Source organism: Vibrio sp. SCSIO 43153 (assembly GCF_023716625.1).
In the GTDB taxonomy this organism is placed as follows: Bacteria; Pseudomonadota; Gammaproteobacteria; order Enterobacterales; family Vibrionaceae; genus Vibrio; species Vibrio rotiferianus.
In genome coordinates this window covers 1,858,756-1,879,326 of sequence record NZ_CP071855.1, presented here as the reverse complement: position 1 = coordinate 1,879,326, position 20,571 = coordinate 1,858,756, and the positions used below count along the sequence as shown (strand labels likewise).

The window sequence follows — 20,571 nt, the reverse complement described above, 5'->3', positions numbered from 1 at the left end:
CATTTATAGTCGCTTTGAAATAATCTGTTTCAAGTTCAACTTTCTAAGGTTTCCCATGCCTGATACTGCTAAATACCAACACTTGAACGTGTTCTTAGTTCATGAAGATCATAAAGCTTCACCATTTCATAAGCTATTAAAAGCTAATGCCGACTACGAAACTTATGAGCTAAAACCCTCTTTAGATATATCCGGCGTTTTGTACGTTAAGACTCCGAAGGTTAGCCCTCCTAGTTGGGCTAAGTTTGCTGAATCTTTAACCACAACGTCTATTGATGAACTACAAAATAGGTCTAGCTCTGCGGTTCTTATGATCAAAGCAAGTGAAGCAACGATGGCGATCACTTTTGGTTATGGTAGACACTTACTAGACATGGAGTGTTTTGTTACAGACTTTGGTATTAAAACCGCTCTTAATACGTTGAATCACGATACGCTTCGCAGTATTGATGTTGTTACGCTTGATGAGCAAGGCGTTCAGAAAAAGTCTCAAGCTTCACGTTCGACTAGTGTCGATGTGTTTGGTATCGATATTTCTAAGGACTTACTAAGAGGTGTTACAGGCTCGCCTAAAGAAAATATTGGGCTATTTAATATATCCGGGAGTGGAACCACATTTTCTTTTGGCAAAGAAATTGAGATCAAAGACATGCCGTCTTTGGTAAATAAAATTTTTAATCATTATAAAAGCTTAGACTATAAAGACTCCTTTGCTTGGGTAGACAATATTAGGCGCTTGGAAGAGAAAAAAGATATTGATCCTTTGAACCAAAAGTTGCTCGATGAGTTAAAGAAACCTAGTCCAAACGTTGTAATTTCGATACCAGAAATGTTGCACTGGGACCTGATTAGTGGCTTTAGCTTTACTCGAAGTAAAGCTAATGTTAAGCCAACTATTGAAAGTAGTGACTATTTCACAAATTTAGACGCTGGAAACCTTTCTATCGACTCTCTAAAAAGAGACCGTTTGTTTGTCTTTGATTCGAAAGAAGAGGATACAGAATATAAGGTCTATGATTGTGTTTATTTTGAAATAAAAGATTCGAAGAAAACATATATATTGTTTTCTGGTGTATGGTACGAAATCGCAGATAGCTTTGTAGATAGTATTGATAAGAGTCTTTCAAAGATTAAAGTGACATCTCTTGACTTTCCCAAAGTTTATACTTGGGAAGAGACCCCTACAAAAGGAAAAAATAAAGGTAAAGTTGTTGAAAAAATTGAGACGGAGGGCGACTACAATGAGCGTGCTGCAAGTGAAAAAGGTTACTTTGTCTTAGATAAGAAATTGGTGAAAAGCGGCAGAACCACTACCTCGATTGAACTATGTGACTTACTAACGAAAGACAGTCAATTTATTCACGTAAAACACCGGAAAGGAGGCTCCGCAGGTTTAAGTCATTTGTTTGCTCAAGGGAATGTAGCTGCAGAAATAATGTTAGGGGATCGAGAGTTCAGAAAGGCTGCCCGTTCAGTTATCCGTTATAAAGTTTCTCCAGAGATTGTTGAAACAGTGCCTTTGGAAAAGTTAGAAAGTACAGCTGTTGAGGTTGTTTTTTTAATCCTAGGAGAAGACTCAATAGGCTTGAAAGAAAATTTACCATTCTTTAGTAAGGTAAATCTCACTAAAACTTTCGAGAATCTAACTCAGAAAGGCTTTAAGGTCACCGTCGCTGGAGTAGATAAAGAGGCTAAGCCAACCTCGTAGCTGCATAACAATCTGTTTAAGAGTGATTCGCAACGCGTGGCATTTTTGCTATGCGTTGTGTTTGGTGTTTAAGGTGGTATGCAGTGGCTTCGGTATTGCGTTGCTCACACCTTAACAGGGCGTTAGATTAACCCGTATAATTTGCCATATCATTATACGGGTTACTGTTAGTTCTGCTGCTTACACGTGAACGGGATTTTGATTTTTCTTAAGTAATTTAAAAAGTCCCGAGACAGTGTGCGACATTCCATTTCTGTAAAGTAAGCAGGCTCATACTTATACATGTATCGAATGGTTTCGTTCCAACCTACGTCGTCACTAAATAGTAGGTGGATGCGTTCTGCCGATACTAAAGTGATGTCGTCTAAACCAGAACATAAATTTTTGTTCTCACAATCATTTCGGTATTTCAAATACTGCGAGTAAATTTCATATGCATCTTTCTTATCATTACTGGATGAATCTTCCATCCAAGTAAAGTAAGGCACTATGACAGCTATAATTGCGACGATTAGCGCTCGGTCTAGTGTTTTTATCTTTTTCCATGTTGTTTTGAATATAGTGAGTAATTTTTCTTTCATTTATGAACTTAAAAGTTTTAAAAACTCATTTTAATTCATGTGCTTGTGTTAATCTAACAAATTGTTCAAGAGTGATTCGGCACGCGTGGCATTTTTACTATGCGTTGGTTTTAGTGGTTAAGGTGGTATGCGGAAGCTTCGGTATTGCGTGCCTCACACCTTAACAAGGCGTTATAGCTCAGGAGTGAAATTTGAATAATACAGAACCATTTATTGCTTATTTTAAGCTGATACATCAAGACTTAAATAAGCTTGAGTTCAAACTGGAAAGTAAGAATAGAATATATTTTCCTTTGCTCTCATCAGCTATCGATCACTGTATAGCGATTAATTTTTTGAACAAAGAGTTTATGACAGCATCCATGTATGCTTTGATTCGTCCAGCCTTAGAAAGCTATTTACGGGCTATGTGGGTAAAGCATTGTTGCGGTGATATTCCAATGGACATCGACTTAACAAAGATGCATATCCCTAAAAAAGTTGAAGTCTTGATGAAAGAAGTCGATGAAGAAGTGCCTGAATTCAAAGTTAATAATTACCTTCAAACTACGTTGGGAGCACTAGTACCAAACCTACATGACTTTACTCATGGTGGAATTCAAAGTATTGCAAGACAATACTCAGAGGATACATTAACCAACATCCGTAATGAGCAAGAAATTAAATCAATACTTAAATTAAGCGTGTTGATATCGTCCTTGGCGTACGGTGAGATAATACAAGACAATGTTGGTTCTGAAGCATTGCAAGCGGATATCATTGGAAACTCCGCAGTTCACTTGATACAAGAGCTATAACAAAGCGTTTAAGACGGATTCCCAACGCTTGGCATTTTCGGTTTGATTCAGCTTTAGTGTTTACGGCACAATGGTTTAGGTAAGGTGGTAGCGTTGCTCACCACTTAACGCGGCGTTAGTTGCCAATCGGATAAACTCAACCAAATCAAAAGGTTTAAGGTTAGAGGTGCTAAAATCTAGAAGTGAGATTCTAGGTTAAAGCTGGTTAGTCTCGGTTTGCTAATGTCATTTTTCAGGTTCAGTTTTTGGGCAAATGAAAGCTCACATATTCTTTATTTTTGAAGCTGCTTGTCCGATCGGAAAGGTATTTTTTGCTGAGAATTTGCTCGGTGAGTTTGTCGTTTCAAAAGCTGAATTTCTCGCTGAAATGACGTTTTCTCTGGCGTGTGAATTCATGTGGTTTCAGTGACTTTGTTGAACCTCCGCATTGCGAGATTATCGGCACAAAAGTGCTTTTTGGTGTTGTTAGTCCGTTTTCTGCGGCGTCGCATGTTCTACGTGGTTTCATTGAGTAGCCGCTTTGAAACTGCGCCTGACGTAAATGCATCAAAGCACATAAATTTTGATATTCTCAAAGTAAAAGCTGTCATAAAATCAACGTTCGGGTCTGGCAACTAACAAAATGTTTAAGAGGGATTCGCAACGCGTGGCATTTTCGCTATGCGTTGATTTTTGTGTTTAAGGTGGTTGCAGCAACTTCGGTATTGCGTCGCTCACCCCTTAACATGGCGTTAGCTGGCCCACGTAGACCAATGGGGGAATGGTGTTGAAATCAGGAATTATTCTTGTAGTCGTTGATTGTTCTCATACTTGTAACTAACTAAATTTAAGTATCTTGCAATGGAAAAACTATTTCAAAATTTAACCACATTTAGCTGTGATGAGTTAAATGATATATTGGACCAACGAGATTCGAAAGCATTTGATCATGCGTGGTGTAAGTTGGACAAATTGGTGCCAGAGCCTGAAGCTCGTTTGGATACAAAAGATGTATTTATCAAGTTATCAGGAATTACAAAAGGACATGAAATTTGTTCTTATATTTCTGATGATCTAGAGCTTATCTATAAATGTGAAACCTATAAAGTCGAATCAGACTTTTTAAACTATTTGAAAAATTGTTATCTACGAGGAACAGTTCCGAGTGAGTGGCACAGCTAACAAACTGTTCAAGAGTGATTCGCAACGCGTGGCATATTTACTATGCATTGTGTTTAGTGTTTAAGGTGGTATGCGGTAGCATCGGTATTGCGTTGCTCACACCTTAACAGGGCGTTAGGTTTTTAGTGTTATCAACAACTAATGGGCCGTCAACATAAGTATATGGATATGAGGCAAGTCATATGGTTTGTATTATTTGTAGGAAATTTAAGAATGACATGAGTGATGAACATGTCATTCCAGATTCAATGAAAGGGTTTTATCATATCTATTCCGTGTGTAAAGGCTGTAACTCGTTGCTAGGGGATAGAGTCGACTCACCACTTGTTAATCACAAATTGACAGAGCTATATAGATTTTCACGTGAAGTAGCTGGAAAAAGTGGTCGCATACCCAACCCGTTCTCTGGAATATTCTTCCAAGAAGGCAATCAGGACACAAAGTTCAGAGTAGATGTTGATGATAAAAACGAATTAAGAGTAAAGTCGCTACCAACAGTGAATATCAAAAAAAATGGTGATGAGATTGAGTCGATTGAAGTGTCTCTAGATTCTGATGATGAACACAAAATTGATGGTATATTGGAAAAACTTGCCAAGCGCCACGGTCTACTGGCCAACTCTATAATTGCTGGTGATAAGAAAATCGTACTAAATACAGAACGTATTAAAGGTCAATGGAAAATTGACACACTGAAGTTCAAAATTGGTTTATTAAAGATAGCCTATGAGTTTGCTGTTGATACGATAGATGGCTACTTCGACGATCCTGATGCGATAGATATATCAACAATACTTAAAACAGCTAACTACAAACGTGCTGAAGAGTATGTGAAAATTGGTAATGGGCTTCAGCCTGAAGTATTTGAACCATATGAAAATTACTTGGATCTAAGTAGTGAAAAACACTATTTGATTCTTTCTCCTTCCCAGTTCGGCTTGATTTGCTTAGTTAAATTACATGACCTTTTTGCCGTTGGTGTAGTTCTATCAAGTCGCAATTACCTAGACAATTTCAGTACTATTGTTGGTATAAACGATATAAATAAAAGAACTTTCAATAAGATGACTCTTGAAGAGGTAGTAAAGCAGTGTCATGGACCAGAACATACAAGGTTTGGCTATCACTTTGACACTGAGTATGAGGCTTATTTAGCTCAACAAGAGATCAACAGTCCTTCGTTTAAATACGAAGGAACAGAGCGAGCTGAAATCCCTTTATTCGATGAAATCGGACAAAAGTATCCGCTTTTACTACATGAATTATTACCAAGTCTAAAATCAGAAGTGAAATACGATGGCGATTGGTTTATTCAACAATATTACTTTACAGATACTCCTAAATATCATGTTAAGTCTGTAAGTACAGGAAAGTTATATCGCGTAATGGCTTTTGAAATAAGTAACGAAAGAATCAAAAAGATTTAAACCTAACAATCTGTTTAAGAGTGATTCGCAACGCTTGGCGTTTTTGCTATGCGTTGCGTTTAGTGTTTAAGGTGGTATGCGGGAGCACCAGTATTGCGTTGCTCACACCTTAACAGGGCGTTAGGTATCTTCGAGGATTATATGCAAATAACTGTACCAATGTATGTAAAGGGTCGTAGCTTTATTATGGCAGGGGGATTAGTGAATGCTTATGGTGGGGACAGGTTTGTTTATTTCCATTTACTATGTCAGGGCATTGAGTGTATAGCTAAAGCTGTTCTTCTCAATCAAGACTATGAACTCTATGAACCTAAGTTAAAAGATAAGTTCGGACATGATCTCACTAAGTTGTATTGTGAGGTAGAAAAAACCAATAGCGTATTTACTCTTTCAAAGGGAGCCGTTTTAGAGCTTGAATTTTTAAATAGATATTACAAGAGACACATGCTTCGTTACGGTAGTGAGGTAGACTTTGGTGAGGATACTCAGTCGTTAAAAGTAGGACAGTTATATAGCGAAGTTTTGGCGTGTTTAACTGCTTTAAACGAACTATTTACGTCCAATACCTAACAAACTGTTCAAGAGGGATTCGCAACGCGTGGCATTTTTACTATGCGTTGGTTTTAGTGATTAAGGTTGTATGCGGTAGCATCGGTATTGCGTTGCTCACCCCTTAACAGGGCGTTAGATTAACCCGTATAATTTGCCATATCATTATACGGGTTACTGTTAGTTCTGCTGCTTACACGTGAACGGGATTTTGATTTTTCTTAAGTAATTTAAAAAGTCCCGAGACAGTGTGCGACATTCCATTTCTGTAAAGTAAGCAGGCTCATACTTATACATGTATCGAATGGTTTCGTTCCAACCTACGTCGTCACTAAATAGTAGGTGGATGCGTTCTGCCGATACTAAAGTGATGTCGTCTAAACCAGAACATAAATTTTTGTTCTCACAATCATTTCGGTATTTCAAATACTGCGAGTAAATTTCATATGCATCTTTCTTATCATTACTGGATGAATCTTCCATCCAAGTAAAGTAAGGCACTATGACAGCTATAATTGCGACGATTAGCGCTCGGTCTAGTGTTTTTATCTTTTTCCATGTTGTTTTGAATATAGTGAGTAATTTTTCTTTCATTTATGAACTTAAAAGTTTTAAAAACTCATTTTAATTCATGTGCTTGTGTTAATCTAACAAATTGTTCAAGAGTGATTCGGCACGCGTGGCATTTTTACTATGCGTTGGTTTTAGTGGTTAAGGTGGTATGCGGAAGCTTCGGTATTGCGTGCCTCACACCTTAACAAGGCGTTAAATGGCTAGGTTGACTATGTCACTCAAAGGAGAGTAGTAAAGTAATGGGTATGTTTATTAGAGGACTAATTTCTTATGACTTATTAGTGGAGTTGAGTGAAAGTAAAATAGTCATTCGAACGATAGGAAATGGTCCCAAACTTGAGTACGAGCCATATTTAGCCGTGGAAACTGCAGGTAAAATCCGTGTGATGAAAGGTGTCGGTTCAGAGGCTAAGTTACAGTCAGGAACCGGTGTTAAGGTCATTAACCCGTTTGCTCATCCACGCTCTTTTGTTGCTGATTTCTATGTTGCTGAAAAATTGATACAACACGGTGTTCGAGAAATACATAAATCGAAAATTTTCAAACCAGCACCTCGAATCATAATGCACCAACTAGACAAAACAGAAGGCGGCTTAACAAACGTTGAGGAAAGAGTTTTAAGAGAGCTTGCCCTAGGTAGTGGAGCACGAGAGGTCGTCATTTATGTCGGGGAAAAGTTAGATTCAGATAGAATTACTTTTGATGATGTGAAGAGAAAATAGCCATTTAACAAAGCATTTAAGAGTGATTCGCAACTCTTGGCGGTTTCGCTTCGCTCAAGTGTAGCCAAGCGTCGCTCACACCTTAATGCGGCGTTAGCACCTTCCGAGGTAATTGAGTACATTTGTGTTTTATAAATTCATTTTTGTTAGAGTAGATTAAATAACTATATATATCAGGTGTTTATGCTATTATCTAGCGCTACATCTTTTGATGTAGAAAGCGCTCGCTTATTGAACGATTAATAGGTGGGTTTTATTAACATAAGCAAATTTATTAAGGAAAGCTTATGAGGATATTTAGAATAATGTGTATGAGGCCTAAACTATATGACAAAACTGACTGGGGCGATGGTAATCGCCGAACTACGTAAACTTGTAGAACTAAACGAACTCCCGACTAAAACAATTGTTGCAGATACCCATCTGTACCGTGTGCAGCCGAAAGGTAAACCAGAAGCGTTTTTTTTCAACGCACCTAATACTAAATTAGGTCGCTATAACGACCCGAATTTCCGTCTAAAAGTGGGTTACTTTAGCTTAGCTCAAATTGATGGAATCGGTGAAACCTTCTGCCGAGGTCGTACACAACCAATGTCAAAGATCCGTATTTCGCGTACTGAGGATATCAATACTAAAGATATTACTACAAGTGCAACGAAAGTTACGATTGATGTTTTCGATGTAAGTGCTTTTGGCGCAAAAGTAGGTATCCCTGCGGATTTGTTGACGAGTATTGACTATAGCCTCTGTCAGGCTATTGTTCAGTTTTTCTCTGAGAATCCTCAGCTGGGTATTAATGGCCTCGCTTACACTTCGCGACATCATGACGCGCGGAAATGCTTAGCATTGTGGGAGTCCTCGATGTACAAACAAGATGATCTTCTGAAAACTATCGGCTTCGAGTTGCTGTCCGATTATATTGAAAAAGATCACTTACCTAGTTACTGGGAATATGAAGATATGAACATTGAAGAGCTATTATCAAAAGTGTTCAGTATCGACGTTGTTTAAAATAAGAAAAGCACTGCTAAGCAGTGCTTATTTCGCAGTATGACTGTTCATAAGATGCGCTATGTTGATTAGTCGGTCTAGTTGCTGCTTTGATATACCTTCTCTAAGTAACGAAATTGGTTTTTGATATACACCATCAGTAACTTCTAATTCGTCTATGAAAAAAGAGATTTTCGATATCGAAGAAACTTCTTTCATCTGCATTAGTACCTCTTCAAAGTGTTCTACTTTACATCCATCCTTAAACTGAAATGCCGGATAAACAAAGTCACCACCTTGCGGTATTGCTAATAATTTTGAAGCATCTCTCTGATTTTTAACTGTTTGTCTAGAGACACCGAGGATCTTACTTACTTCACTAGCCTTATATAGTCCACCAGCAGCCTTTAAGTCTGCGTAAAACCTCTCTTTAGATTCGAGTTGGCGCTTTAATTGGTCTAATTCCCTTTGGCTAACTTGGGCTCTTGATTGAGACAATAGAAGATTTATTTGAGTAAAGCATTCAGTATCAGACATTGATAGCAACTTGAGAGCTTCTTTGCTATCAGGCAAATCAGATAAAGCTTCTTGAAGAAGTTTTATTAGTCTTATAGATAAAGCTTTTGTCACATCATCAAAATTATTGAATGATTTCTGATAGTTACCAGTAGTTTCATTAATCTTTTCGTGTAGGGTCATAGTAGTACCTCTCTTTACGATTTATTTTATGTACATGGCGATAAAACGTCAAGGTTAAATTTTGCTCATATGTGTTAAGGGTAAACGCCAGATAGGGTGCTAACAAAGCATTTAAGAGTGATTCTCAACGCTTGGCATTTTTCATTCTATCGTTGGGTTCAGTGTTTACGGTGGTATGGTTGGTTTTCGTGGTAGCGTTGCTCACACCTTAATGCGGCGTTATACACTTATAAGGAAGTAATAGAATGAGTCAGATTTCATCGATAGAACAACTACTGGATATATACCCAAAGCCGAATGACAAAGCTAAAAATAAGGTATTAAGTAAGTTAGATCGTCATTCGATAACAATGATTGAAAATTGCCATTTTTGTATTCTTTCAAGTACAGACGTTAATGGCTTCACAGACATATCACCAAAAGGTGGTGCTCCCGGATTTGTTAAAGTTTTGGATCAGTCAACAATCTTGATACCAGATAGTAGTGGTAACAACCGAATTGATAGCCTTAAGAATATTGTAGGTAACCCTAAAGTGGGGATGATGTTCATGGTTAAAGGGATCGATGAAGTCGTACGCTTAAAGGGTCATGCAACTATTCATACAGAACCTGAACTATTGTCTCTTTGTCCCGATGGTAATAAAGAACCTAAGGTCGTTGTGAAAGTGGTAGTTGAAAGCGCATACTTCCATTGTGCTAAAGCTATTATGCGTGGGAAGTTGTGGTCTAACGATTTTCAAGTTGATCGTTCAATATTGCCATCATTAGCTGAAATAATAAAAGAACAGCAGAAGTTAGGTGGAGACTACGTTAGCCAAGAGCAAATGCTGACTTACTACGAGTCTAGCCTTTAGGACGTGTATAACAAACTGTTTAAGAGTGATTCGCAACGCGTGGCATTTTTACTATGCGTTGCTTTTAGTGTTTAAGGTGGTATGCGGCGGCATCGGTATTGCGTTGCTCACACCTTAACAGGGCGTTATGTTCTTGGAGGACATGGTGGAATATCAAAGGGATAGGGTAACTTTTGGCGTTTTTCAGAAACTTGTTGTAAAGCTGTACAAAGCCCTCGTATTCAAGCTTTCAAACAAAAAAGAGAAGCTAGAATGGCAGCTTCTCTTGATAGCCGATTGTTTACGAATCATTGGGCTTTGTAGGTTAGCTTATCGGATGGCTTCCAAAGTGCATACTTCAACGTCTAGCGTTAAGAACAAGTTCTGGTCAACCCATGTTTCAGGTATGGCTCTGCAATATTCAGGTGACATGATTGGCGCCGAAAAAGCATTCTTAAAAAGCCAGGAGTTTGCTTGTGAGCTTTCTTTGAGTTTTAGCTTGCAGCATTTGGGTAAATTGAACGTTGAGGTTGGCAACTATAAACTGGCAGAGCAACAGTTCATAGAAGCATTGGCAATTCGAGAAAAATTGAAACGGGCTGACTTGGTAGAGTCGACTAACAGGGCGATTCGAGGACTACAAAAGCTACGAACATAACAAACTGTTTAAGAGTGATTCGCAACGCGTGGCATTTTTACTATGCGTTGATTTTAGTGTTTAAGGTGGTATGCGGAAGCATCGGTATTGCGTTGCTCACACCTTAACAGAGCGTTAGCTTTCTACAGAACTCAAAAGAGGTATTCAATGGATTTGAATAGATATGAATTGGTCATCTTTGATGCTGACGATACACTACGGGAGTGCACTGTTGAAGGTCAGTTTTATCCGCTTGCACAAGGGGAGTGGGTGTTAAAAGGTGATGTTTGTGATGTCCTCAGCAAATACGATTGGACATCCAAAAAATTTGGTATCGCGACAAATCAACCGGGTATATCTAGGGGGGAGTTTACAGAGGAAGTAAGTCTTCAACTCCTTAATGATATGGTCATAAGCGTTTTTGGTTTTCTTCCGGATAGAGAAGCCATTCAGTTTTGCCCGCATGCCATTGATGGTGAATGTGACTGTAGAAAGCCAGCAGGCGGAATGTTAAAGCGCATAATAGCGCATTTTGGTGTCGAGCCAGCATCGACGGTTTTTGTAGGTGATCGCCTTAAAGATAAAATTGCAGCGGAAAGCGCAAGTTGTGGTTTTATCTGGGTCCACGATCTTGTAAACGGAAGCTCCAAAAGCTAACAAACTGTTCAAGAGGGATTCGCAACGCGTGGCATTTTTACTATGCGTTGGTTTTAGTGATTAAGGTGGAATGCAGCGACATCGGTATTGCGTTGCTCACCCCTTAACAGGGCGTTAAATGGCTAGGTTGACTATGTCACTCAAAGGAGAGTAGTAAAGTAATGGGTATGTTTATTAGAGGACTAATTTCTTATGACTTATTAGTGGAGTTGAGTGAAAGTAAAATAGTCATTCGAACGATAGGAAATGGTCCCAAACTTGAGTACGAGCCATATTTAGCCGTGGAAACTGCAGGTAAAATCCGTGTGATGAAAGGTGTCGGTTCAGAGGCTAAGTTACAGTCAGGAACCGGTGTTAAGGTCATTAACCCGTTTGCTCATCCACGCTCTTTTGTTGCTGATTTCTATGTTGCTGAAAAATTGATACAACACGGTGTTCGAGAAATACATAAATCGAAAATTTTCAAACCAGCACCTCGAATCATAATGCACCAACTAGACAAAACAGAAGGCGGCTTAACAAACGTTGAGGAAAGAGTTTTAAGAGAGCTTGCCCTAGGTAGTGGAGCACGAGAGGTCGTCATTTATGTCGGGGAAAAGTTAGATTCAGATAGAATTACTTTTGATGATGTGAAGAGAAAATAGCCATTTAACAAAGCATTTAAGAGTGATTCGCAACTCTTGGCGGTTTCGCTTCGCTCAAGTGTAGCCAAGCGTCGCTCACACCTTAATGCGGCGTTAGGTGTCTTATGTAAGTACAGAGAAAATATCAAAGGAATGACAGTTTTTGGTCTTGCTCTCAAATCGAAGTTTTAACATGTGGTTTGAAGCTAAGTCATTGAATTTAAATTGTTTTAATATTCGGTTGTCGCTTGGTGTAAATGCTGCGTTCTGAACATAAGCAAACGTTAAAACTTTTGATATTGTACTTGGGTTTGTAAAGTTAACCTCAGATTTTGGTTCATAGTGTTCAGTTGGTAACATTGAGAAAGACGAATCAAAAATTGAAAGTAGGTTGTTGAAATTTTGGTATTTTTAATCAAGCAAAGCCCGTGAAAAGGTTGTTTTGTAATCAGTGTTTTGGTTGGAAATATGCATGTTTTATGGTCAACGTAAGCAAAAATCGGCTTTAGTGCCCTGAACCTAACAAAGCATTTAAGAGTGATTCAGCACGCTTGGCATTTTTGGTTTGGGTTAAATTCAGTGTTTACGGTGGTAAAATTAGGTGCCGTGGTAGCGTGCTTCACACCTTAATGCGGCGTTATGCGACCTAAAGGAAATTGAGGTTTATGGATAAATTTGTAATGCTTCAAGAGCTTGGTGCGGGTGATTTTCAGCATCTTAACGGTTCATTGGAAGCACACCTGAAAGGAACTGAACAAGTTCTAATTAACTGGGGTAGTAGCGAGTTACTTCAAATCGCAGGTCTCTTTCATGCCGCGTATGGAACAGCGGGTTTCGATGAAAATATGGTGTCGCTAAGTCAGCGCCAAGAAATAGCGCGAATTATTGGTAATGATGAAGAAGCATTGGTTTATTTGTATTGCTCATGCGACCGAGAGTATGTATTCCCTCAATTTGGCAAGGTGCTAGAAATCCAATTTAAAGACAGATTTACTGGTTCAATATTCAAACTCGAGAGTGCAACGGTGAAGTTGTTTTGCGAGTTAACGGTCGCTAATGAGCTAGAGCTTGTCTATAACAGTGAAGAGTTCAAGCTCAAATATGGTGCTGAGCTATTTGAACTGTTCCAAGGTATGGACAGCTACTTAAGTACCGAGGCTAGAAAGGCGTACAAATCAGCATTGTCGAATTTCGCATAACAATCTGTTTAAGAGTGATTCGCAACGCTTGGCATTTTTACTATGCGTTGCGTTTAGTGTTTAAGGTAGTATGCAGGAGCTCTTGTATTGCGTTGCTCACACCTTAACAGGGCGTTAGCCCTAAAGCATCATAGCTAACCTTGAATTTCTAGTAATGTGTCCGCATGTTCATATAAACAATCAATAATGAAAGGAATTAAGAATGTATGAGCTAGGGCAAGTATTGAAAATCCAATATACAGGTTTTAAACATTACGGAATTTATGTTGGCAACAATACTGTTATCCATAATTCTAAAAAATATCATCGCGTCGAAGAGATAGATCTAGATGCTTTTGCTGACAACAGAACCATACAGAAAAGCTCGATTAAGGCTGAAAACCCGGCTTTAGCAGTGCAAACAGCACGAAAATACTTAGGTATTCCTTACAGTTTGTTTTCTGAAAATTGTGAGCATTTTGTTCGAACTGCATGTGGATTAGTAAAAGAGAGTACCCAAGTACAGAAATACTTAATTTCTGCTGTTGGCGTAGGTGCGTTGCTCAAGTCTGATAATACTGTAGTACAAGCGGCTGGAGGTGCAGCTGCGTTAGCTTCTATGCTTACACCAACAGAGCAAAGTCCGGTCAAAAATGTGGCTGTAGCTGCTTGTTTAGCTGCTGGTATTGCGTTCTTGGCGTCAAAATAGGGCTAACAAACTGTTTAAGAGTGATTCGCAACGCGTGGCATTTTTACTATGCGTTGCGTTTAGTGTTTAAGGTGTTATGCGGCGGCTTCGGTATAGCGTTGCTCACACCTTAACAGGGCGTTATAACTCTAGGGAGCAAGGATGCACATCTATGAAAATCAATAAGGTACATACAGCAAAGTGTCATTGTGGCACAGTTGAGCTTGAGCTTACATTGCCAAATGGATTGGAAGATCCTCGTCGCTGTTCATGTTCAATGTGTCGGAAACGTGGTGCCATTGCGGCTTCGGTTTTGTTAGAAAATCTAAAAATTGTCAAAGGTGAAAATAACCTGACTCTCTATCAATTTAACACGATGACAGCTAAGCACTTTTTCTGTAAAACGTGCGGCATATACACTCATCATCAAAGACGTTCCAATCCACATCAATATGCAATTAATGTGGCGTGTATTGAGGGCGTAAATCCTTACGAGCTTGAACCCGTAAAGATCTATGATGGAATTCATCATCCAAGTGATAAAATTGGCTTGTAAGTGCCTTATTTGAGTCGAGTTATAACAAACAATTTAAGAGTGATTCAGCACGCGTGGCATTTTTGGCATGCAGTGATTTTTTGTGTTGAAGTGGCATGCGGAAGCTTGGTCATTGCGTGCTTCACACCTTAATTGGGCGTTATGCAGGTAGGTAAGCCTAGGAGTAGGAAATTGAAGTTAAAAGCGCAAAAATTTGAATCAATACTCAGAGCTGCCTCTTCTGCGGTACTCCTCATTGTCCCTATTTATTTCGGTTATGTTGGTAAACCTACTGAAATGGGACTGGTGATTGCTGCTGGCTTTATAGGTTTGGTTTTTTCCAGTCTGGATAAATTTGAAAGCTTCAAAGCGGGCGGTGTAGAAGCAAAACTGAAATTAGAGCAGATTGATGCAATCATAGATAAGCAAACAGAATCTGATTACTCTGAGGGGCAGGAGTCTCCCGGAATCGAAATTCCAAATTTAGACTTGGTGCCGAAGAATGCTCAAGATGTCCTAACAGCTCTGCATGATCCCAACTATACGTGGCGCTATGTCTCTGGGGTTTGTAAGGCAACTAAATTAAATCGTGGTTCAGTACAAGCAGCTTTAGAGTGGCTTGTAGCTCATGGTTACGCCAAAAAGTCTATTGGTAAAAATGGCGAGATTTGGGCTTTAACATCTGAGGGGCGCAGTTTGTACGTAAGAGTCAGATTTAAAAATGAGCAGGGTGGAGTACCTGCATAACAAACTGTTTAAGAGTGATTCGCAACGCGTGGCATTTTTACTATGCGTTGGCTTTAGTGTTTAAGGTGGTATGCGGTGGCATCGGTACTGCGTTGCTCACACCTTAACAGGGCGTTATACGCCTAATAAAGTCATTTATATCAATGACTAATATCAATGTTCCAGTTCTTTTAAAAAACATTTTTCTTATTCTGCCAGCACCGTAAGCACAATTTGCAACTAAAGTTTGAATTTTGTTGTATGGATTCCGAGTAGGTCATAGTTTATGCATTAGAGTGAGTATGTTCTTGCTCTCTAGTTATTTAAATATGAGTGTATAGTTATGAATGAGCTAATTGTTCGTGCAATTCAAGAGAAGTTAAAACTTGAGTTTACTTACGACGGATACCCGAGAGAAGTTTTACCACATTGTTATGGCATGACAACTGCTGGTAATGATGCCGTTCGGTGTTATCAGATCTCTGGCGGCAGTGCTTCGGGTACAGTTCCGGGGTGGCATTTGATGACAGTAAACAAAATGGTTGGTCTAAAGGCTACCACGCACTTTGATTCAGCTGCCGAAGGCTATAAGCGCGGTGATCGTGGTATGAGCCGCATTTATTGTGAGCTTTAGCTTGCTTGATATACGCTTCAAATTAGATTGTGAGAAAAGCGTATAACAAACTGTTTAAGAGTGATTCGCAACGCGTGGCATTTTTACCATGCGTTGCGTTTTTGTGTTTAAGGTGTTCTGCGGAGGCTTTGGTATTGCGTTGCTCACACCTTAACAGGGCGTTAGCTTTTGTCGCTACAGTACCCAACCTAAAATATGTTAAAATTCTGCTGGTTAATACGTTAATGGTTACGGTGAAATGATAAACAGACACTCTGAATTAGAAGAAGTTGCTTATAAGATGGTAGGAAATACATTTCCTATGGAACTGAAGAAAACCTACAAAGAGCATATGAATAGTGAGTACTCAGCATACGAGTACACTATTATTCTTCAGGAATTGTCAGGGCTATTGTATAACGTTGGTGTAGGTGTTTTATCAGCAATTGTGTATTCAAAAATCTCTTCAGAAGAACAACCAGTAACAAAAAGTGATATCCAGAACCTAATTAACAAATATGAAGAAAAACTAGAGTATCTGAGAGAACACCTAGAAGACAGAGAAGGCAGTGAAATATTAATGTCGAGTGAAGCGGGGCAGAAAGTTCCTTTTGAATTTGAAGAGTCGACATCTATTGATGATGAAACTTTAGCTGAATGTGAGTTTCATGAACGTATGAGCAAGTCTTTAAAAGAGAACGATCCCGAGATTATTTTTGAAATAGAAAAGGCATTGAAGGACTTGAGTGCTCGTTCTGGACAAAGCTAACAAAGCATTTAAGAGTGATTCCCAACGCTTGGCATTTTTCATTCCATCGTTGGGTTCTGTGTTTACGGTGGTAAGGTTAAGTTTCGTGGTAGCGTTGCTCACACCTTAACAAGGCGTTAGCTGTCACAAGTTAAAGTAAAATACAGATGCAAAAAATAATCGATTCAACAGTATCTGAGTTGATAAAAATTATCGACTCAAAACAAGATAGTAAAAAAGTAGCATGGCAGTTTGTGTTGGAAGAACTGGATGCAGCAAGACATGGTTCAGACTTTGTCCAAGACCGAATGAAACGTTTTTACATAAACGAATCTGAATATATAGATGCCATGTCAAGAAGTTGGGATGATGTTGATGGTCCTGAGGGTCCGCAACAATTTTTAGTTTCACTGAGCATGATGTTATCCGAACGGGTTGGTACTGAGACTGCAGCTGCAGTACGGATATCGATAGTTGAGTACATTTTGCATCACTATAAACTTGGATGCTTTTTTATAAATGATTGGTCGCAAGCCGCAAGAAAACCATTGAATTTATTTGAAATAATCGCAGATGAGACAAAGCTCAACCCTAATTTATCCGTGTTATTATCTGAAGAGTATAAGCCAGTTCGAGATGTTATTAATAGATGGGCTAGTGGCTTTGAAGATAGAGATAATAAGTTCAATCATGAGTTTCAGACGACTTTTAATTCATCTTTCTGGGAAGTGTATCTATATCAATGCTTCAAGGATTTAAATCTTACAGTAGATTTTTCAAAAGCAAGTCCTGACTTTACTCTTGTTTCAAAGAATTCTGATGGTTTAAAGAGTATCGTAAATGTTGAGGCTGTAACCGCTAACCATGCTTGCGACTCTGAACCTGAATGGTCGCAGGAAAATACTAAGATTGAGCATGATAAGTTTCTAGATTTTGCATGTGTGAGAGTTCTAAATGCAATAAAAAGTAAGCACGACAAATTCTTTAAAACATATGCTAAATTTGAGCATGTAAAGAATGCTCCTTATGTGATAGCAATAGCCCCGTTCGAGCAAAAACACTTTTGGATGCAAAACAATGAAGCTATTATTCGTGTGCTATACGGACAAGGTGTAGTAAAAACTAGTAATGGTTTTGAAGAGGTGAAAGTCCCATACGTCATGAAGAATGATACCGTATCGCTTGAACTTGGATTATTTACAAATGATAAATTCAAGGAAGTTAGCGCAGTTATATTTTCTACAACAGCAACGATCGGAAAGGCAATCACGCAAAGTGAATTGAATCGAGATATAAGGGTAAGCAGATATCATGAGGTAAATGGTTTACTGGTAGATGTAAAACCGAACAATAAACATTTTGAAACACACCTCGACGGTCTACAAATACATCATAATCCATATGCAGTAACTAAGTTAGATCCTGAGTTGTTTAAAAACTATGAAATCACACATTACTACTATGATATTGAAAATGAAAAAATAGATAACCAGCAAAAAAGTTACACTATTATATCAAGGAACATCTTTCTTCCCTCGGATAATGACAGCTAACAATCTGTTTAAGAGTGATTCGCAACGCGTGGCATTTTTACTATGCGTTGAGTTTAGTGTTTAAGGTGGTATTCGTGAGCTTCGGTATTGCGCTGCTCACACCTTAATGCGGCGTTAGCTGAATACATTGACCTACAGCGTGTGGAATAATAGAGGCAAATTAGAACGAGAATCACTCTATGAAATCAGACAATCTTTTTCCTATCAAAGACTTCAAAAATACAGTCTTTTTGAAACCTCTAATCGCCGAAAGCGAAGTGACTAATGTTCATGCCGGTGATTTTAGCTATTACAGTGACTTTGACGATCCAACAGAGTTCCTGACTAAAAATGTACTATATAACTTTGGTATTTCGGGTAACTCACTTCATATTGGTAAATTTTGTGCGTTTGCTAATGGGGTTCAATTCATCATGCCTGACGCAAACCATGCAACTTCAGGTATAACAACATATCCGTTTGCAGTTTTCGGAGAAAAGTGGGCTGAAGCTCTACCGTTGACAGAGTACCCATTTAAAGCATACAGAGACACAGTAATTGACAATGATGTTTGGCTTGGTTATGACGTAACAATCATGCCCGGAGTAAACATCGGTCATGGGTCAATTATTGGTGCTAAATCAGTCGTTTCTACAGATATTCCACCGTATAGTATTGCGGTAGGTAACCCTGCGAAAGTCGTTAAAACTCGGTTCAGTGAAGCTGACCAAGAAGTACTTTTGGAGCTAGCATGGTGGGACTGGGAAGTTGAGTTAATCGAGAAAGCAATGCCAATTCTAGTCAAAGGTGACATTCCTAAAGTACTTGAATTTGCGAAACAAAATGGCTTGGCAGTATAAATTCAGCTAACAAAGCATTTAAGAGTGATTCCCAACGCTTGGCATTTTTCATTCCATCGTTGGGTTTTGTGTTTACGGTGGTAAGGTTAAGTTTCGTGGTAGCGTTGCTCACACCTTAATGCGGCGTTAGGCATCTTTTCGAACCTAAAGGAGTAGGTATGTCGAAATTATTAGTTTACTTAACTGCGCTATTCTTTTTGCTCTACGGAGCTCTCTTTGCTGTGTTCCCTGTAGACATGGCAAACTTAATTACAGGCTCAAGCCCCAATTCTGCCTCAGCAACTATTGATTTTAGGGCTACGTATGGTGGTGCCCAGTTTGCAATCGGTCTTGCTTTGATACTCGTCCTCAAGATTAATCAAGATGTCACTTTGGCTTTAATCATTGTAGCTATTACATTGTTATCTATGGCGTTTGGTCGTCTAATTGGTGTCTTGTTTGACGGTCAACCGAATACACAAATGTATGTTTATTTAGTTGCTGAGTTAGTTTTTGGGCTGTTGGCTCTATACCTGAGAAAGTCAGTGGCACTGGTAACCAATGCCTAACAAACTGTTCAAGAGGGATTCGCAACGCGTGGCATTTTCACTATGCGTTGGTTTTAGTGTTTAAGGTGGTATGCGGCGGCTTCGGTATTGCGTTGCTCACCCCTTAACAGGGCGTTATACGCTTTTGAGGAAATAATCCAATATGAACAAGGTAGTATTCAGAAATTGCGATGAAAATAGTCAATATTGGGTTGCTCTAGAGAAGCTGTTTCAAACAGAATGGTCTGACTTTCTATTCGTAGATACCTATAAACCAGAAGCCAACCTTCCACCTGTGATAATTGCTCTCAGAGGCAATCAAGTTATCGGTGGTCTTGCTTACTCGCGCTTTAAAGAACCTAATGGTGACTCAGAAGTCATTTGGTTTAATGCTGTTTATGTTTCACCAGAGTGGCGTGGTCAAGGTATTGCTAGTGAACTGATTAACCGAGGTGTTAGCCAAATATCAGCAGCAACTCAAAGTAATCTGTATGCTTACACCAATGTACCATCGTTGTACGAGTCATTAGGTTGGTTGGCAGTTGACATTGAAAGTGAGCCAAATCATAAGGTTATGAAAGTTTCGTTGTAGTGTCAGCACGCGTATAACAAAGCATTTAAGAGTTATTCCCAACGCTTGGCGTTTTCGCTTCGCTCAAGTATCGCCAAGCGCCGCTCACACCTTAATGCGGCGTTAGCAAACAAGGCGGAAATATGGAAATCCGAAAATATAGTAGTAAGTATCGAGCGCAATGTATTGAAGCGTTTGAAAGTAATATTGGTCAATACTTTGATTCATCAGAGCGTGCAGAATTTATCGAATATCTTGATGCTTTATCTGAAAGTTCTGAATACTATGTTTGCCTTGAAAGCGATAGTGAGAAATTGCTTGGTTGTGGTGGTGTCGGGTTAAAGTCATCAGTTGCTTCTTTGGCTTGGGGCTTGGTCCATAAAGACTTTCATGGTCAAGGTATAGGAACACAGTTAACTGACTTTCGACTGTCTTATATAAAGAACAATACCTCATTGCATAAGGTGAAAATCGAAACATCCCAACACACTCAAGGTTTCTACGAGAAACGTGGTTTTACAGTAACCAAAACCATCCCAAACGGTTTTGGTGCAGGAATTGATTGTGTGGTAATGGATTTATGCATAAGTCGTTGAGTTTGTTTGCTAACAAAGCGTTTAAGACGGATTCCCAACG

General features: G+C 39.0%; 25 protein-coding genes. 22 read left to right on the top strand and 3 right to left on the bottom strand.

All coding sequences use genetic code 11. From position 1 onward, the window contains the following. The first annotated feature begins 55 nt into the window (after nt 1-55). A complete protein-coding gene (locus tag J4N37_RS08825; protein WP_252040626.1) occupies nt 56-1,708 on the top strand; it encodes a TIGR04141 family sporadically distributed protein in 1,653 nt (550 codons plus the stop codon). Nucleotides 1,709-1,875: 167 nt separating this feature from the next. Here J4N37_RS08825 and J4N37_RS08815 read toward each other — a convergent pair whose 3' ends face one another. Continuing rightward, the gene (locus J4N37_RS08815; protein WP_152815982.1) at nt 1,876-2,289 is read right to left on the bottom strand and encodes a hypothetical protein; all 414 of its coding nucleotides are present in this window, start codon (nt 2,287-2,289) and stop codon (nt 1,876-1,878) included. Nucleotides 2,290-2,480: 191 nt separating this feature from the next. Here J4N37_RS08815 and J4N37_RS08805 point away from each other — a divergent pair, with 191 nt between their 5' ends. The 4 genes from J4N37_RS08805 to J4N37_RS08780 all read left to right on the top strand — a co-directional run bounded on the left by J4N37_RS08805 (nt 2,481) and on the right by J4N37_RS08780 (nt 6,244). Next, on the top strand, nt 2,481-3,086 hold the full coding sequence (locus J4N37_RS08805) for a DUF6988 family protein (protein WP_252040624.1): 606 nt from the start codon (nt 2,481-2,483) through the stop codon (nt 3,084-3,086). 840 nt (nt 3,087-3,926) lie between these two features. Then, a complete protein-coding gene (locus tag J4N37_RS08800) occupies nt 3,927-4,247 on the top strand; it encodes an immunity protein PIM1 family protein (RefSeq protein ID WP_171306040.1) in 321 nt (106 codons plus the stop codon). A 218-nt stretch (nt 4,248-4,465) separates the two neighbouring features. Further along, a complete protein-coding gene (locus J4N37_RS08790; RefSeq protein WP_252040622.1) occupies nt 4,466-5,674 on the top strand; it encodes an HNH endonuclease in 1,209 nt (402 codons plus the stop codon). Nucleotides 5,675-5,815: 141 nt separating this feature from the next. After that, nucleotides 5,816-6,244, top strand: coding sequence for a hypothetical protein (locus J4N37_RS08780; RefSeq protein WP_252040544.1), 429 nt, complete (start codon nt 5,816-5,818; stop codon nt 6,242-6,244). A 159-nt stretch (nt 6,245-6,403) separates the two neighbouring features. On the opposite strand, the gene J4N37_RS08770 is transcribed toward J4N37_RS08780, so the two are convergent. Continuing rightward, entirely contained in the window at nt 6,404-6,817 is a 414-nt protein-coding gene (locus J4N37_RS08770) for a hypothetical protein (RefSeq protein WP_152815982.1), read from the bottom strand. 218 nt (nt 6,818-7,035) lie between these two features. Between J4N37_RS08770 and J4N37_RS08760 the strand changes: the two genes are divergently transcribed. Together J4N37_RS08760 and J4N37_RS08755 are read left to right on the top strand one after the other, a co-directional pair. Next, complete coding sequence (locus J4N37_RS08760; protein WP_252040616.1) at nt 7,036-7,518, top strand: rod shape-determining protein; 483 nt, start codon at nt 7,036-7,038, stop codon at nt 7,516-7,518. Between the two features lie 327 nt (nt 7,519-7,845). Beyond that, nucleotides 7,846-8,529 (top strand): RES family NAD+ phosphorylase, encoded by a 684-nt coding sequence (locus J4N37_RS08755; protein WP_095475367.1) that lies wholly within the window; start codon nt 7,846-7,848, stop codon nt 8,527-8,529. Nucleotides 8,530-8,556: 27 nt separating this feature from the next. On the opposite strand, the gene J4N37_RS08750 is transcribed toward J4N37_RS08755, so the two are convergent. Further along, the gene (locus J4N37_RS08750; RefSeq protein WP_252040621.1) at nt 8,557-9,207 is read right to left on the bottom strand and encodes a helix-turn-helix domain-containing protein; all 651 of its coding nucleotides are present in this window, start codon (nt 9,205-9,207) and stop codon (nt 8,557-8,559) included. A gap of 245 nt (nt 9,208-9,452) precedes the next feature. Here J4N37_RS08750 and J4N37_RS08745 point away from each other — a divergent pair, with 245 nt between their 5' ends. The 15 genes from J4N37_RS08745 to J4N37_RS08620 all read left to right on the top strand — a co-directional run bounded on the left by J4N37_RS08745 (nt 9,453) and on the right by J4N37_RS08620 (nt 20,531). Beyond that, complete coding sequence (locus tag J4N37_RS08745) at nt 9,453-10,061, top strand: MSMEG_1061 family FMN-dependent PPOX-type flavoprotein (RefSeq protein ID WP_045389912.1); 609 nt, start codon at nt 9,453-9,455, stop codon at nt 10,059-10,061. Nucleotides 10,062-10,188: 127 nt separating this feature from the next. Continuing rightward, the gene (locus J4N37_RS08735; protein ID WP_045419680.1) at nt 10,189-10,698 is read left to right on the top strand and encodes a hypothetical protein; all 510 of its coding nucleotides are present in this window, start codon (nt 10,189-10,191) and stop codon (nt 10,696-10,698) included. A 147-nt stretch (nt 10,699-10,845) separates the two neighbouring features. Continuing rightward, the gene (locus J4N37_RS08725; RefSeq protein WP_252040618.1) at nt 10,846-11,334 is read left to right on the top strand and encodes an HAD-IIIA family hydrolase; all 489 of its coding nucleotides are present in this window, start codon (nt 10,846-10,848) and stop codon (nt 11,332-11,334) included. Nucleotides 11,335-11,495: 161 nt separating this feature from the next. Next, entirely contained in the window at nt 11,496-11,978 is a 483-nt protein-coding gene (locus J4N37_RS08715; RefSeq protein ID WP_252040616.1) for a rod shape-determining protein, read from the top strand. A 644-nt stretch (nt 11,979-12,622) separates the two neighbouring features. After that, nucleotides 12,623-13,156: a DUF6817 domain-containing protein gene (locus J4N37_RS08705; protein WP_025611529.1), complete on the top strand. Its 534-nt coding sequence runs from the start codon at nt 12,623-12,625 to the stop codon at nt 13,154-13,156. 202 nt (nt 13,157-13,358) lie between these two features. Further along, nucleotides 13,359-13,844, top strand: coding sequence for a lecithin retinol acyltransferase family protein (locus tag J4N37_RS08695; protein WP_010448891.1), 486 nt, complete (start codon nt 13,359-13,361; stop codon nt 13,842-13,844). Between the two features lie 151 nt (nt 13,845-13,995). Next, the gene (locus tag J4N37_RS08685) at nt 13,996-14,379 is read left to right on the top strand and encodes a GFA family protein (RefSeq protein ID WP_252040614.1); all 384 of its coding nucleotides are present in this window, start codon (nt 13,996-13,998) and stop codon (nt 14,377-14,379) included. Between the two features lie 171 nt (nt 14,380-14,550). Next, nucleotides 14,551-15,105, top strand: coding sequence for a hypothetical protein (locus J4N37_RS08675; RefSeq protein WP_252040610.1), 555 nt, complete (start codon nt 14,551-14,553; stop codon nt 15,103-15,105). A 322-nt stretch (nt 15,106-15,427) separates the two neighbouring features. Beyond that, a complete protein-coding gene (locus J4N37_RS08665; RefSeq protein WP_029865849.1) occupies nt 15,428-15,718 on the top strand; it encodes a hypothetical protein in 291 nt (96 codons plus the stop codon). 301 nt (nt 15,719-16,019) lie between these two features. After that, on the top strand, nt 16,020-16,466 hold the full coding sequence (locus J4N37_RS08655; RefSeq protein WP_252040608.1) for a hypothetical protein: 447 nt from the start codon (nt 16,020-16,022) through the stop codon (nt 16,464-16,466). Nucleotides 16,467-16,612: 146 nt separating this feature from the next. Further along, complete coding sequence (locus tag J4N37_RS08650) at nt 16,613-17,998, top strand: hypothetical protein (protein WP_252040606.1); 1,386 nt, start codon at nt 16,613-16,615, stop codon at nt 17,996-17,998. Nucleotides 17,999-18,177: 179 nt separating this feature from the next. Further along, nucleotides 18,178-18,837, top strand: coding sequence for a CatB-related O-acetyltransferase (locus tag J4N37_RS08640; RefSeq protein ID WP_252040604.1), 660 nt, complete (start codon nt 18,178-18,180; stop codon nt 18,835-18,837). A gap of 158 nt (nt 18,838-18,995) precedes the next feature. Further along, the gene (locus J4N37_RS08635) at nt 18,996-19,385 is read left to right on the top strand and encodes a DUF4345 domain-containing protein (protein ID WP_252040602.1); all 390 of its coding nucleotides are present in this window, start codon (nt 18,996-18,998) and stop codon (nt 19,383-19,385) included. A 142-nt stretch (nt 19,386-19,527) separates the two neighbouring features. After that, nucleotides 19,528-19,956, top strand: a complete 429-nt coding sequence (locus J4N37_RS08625; RefSeq protein ID WP_252040600.1) for a GNAT family N-acetyltransferase — start codon at nt 19,528-19,530, stop codon at nt 19,954-19,956. 122 nt (nt 19,957-20,078) lie between these two features. After that, entirely contained in the window at nt 20,079-20,531 is a 453-nt protein-coding gene (locus J4N37_RS08620) for a GNAT family N-acetyltransferase (RefSeq protein WP_252040598.1), read from the top strand. Nucleotides 20,532-20,571: the final 40 nt, after the last annotated feature.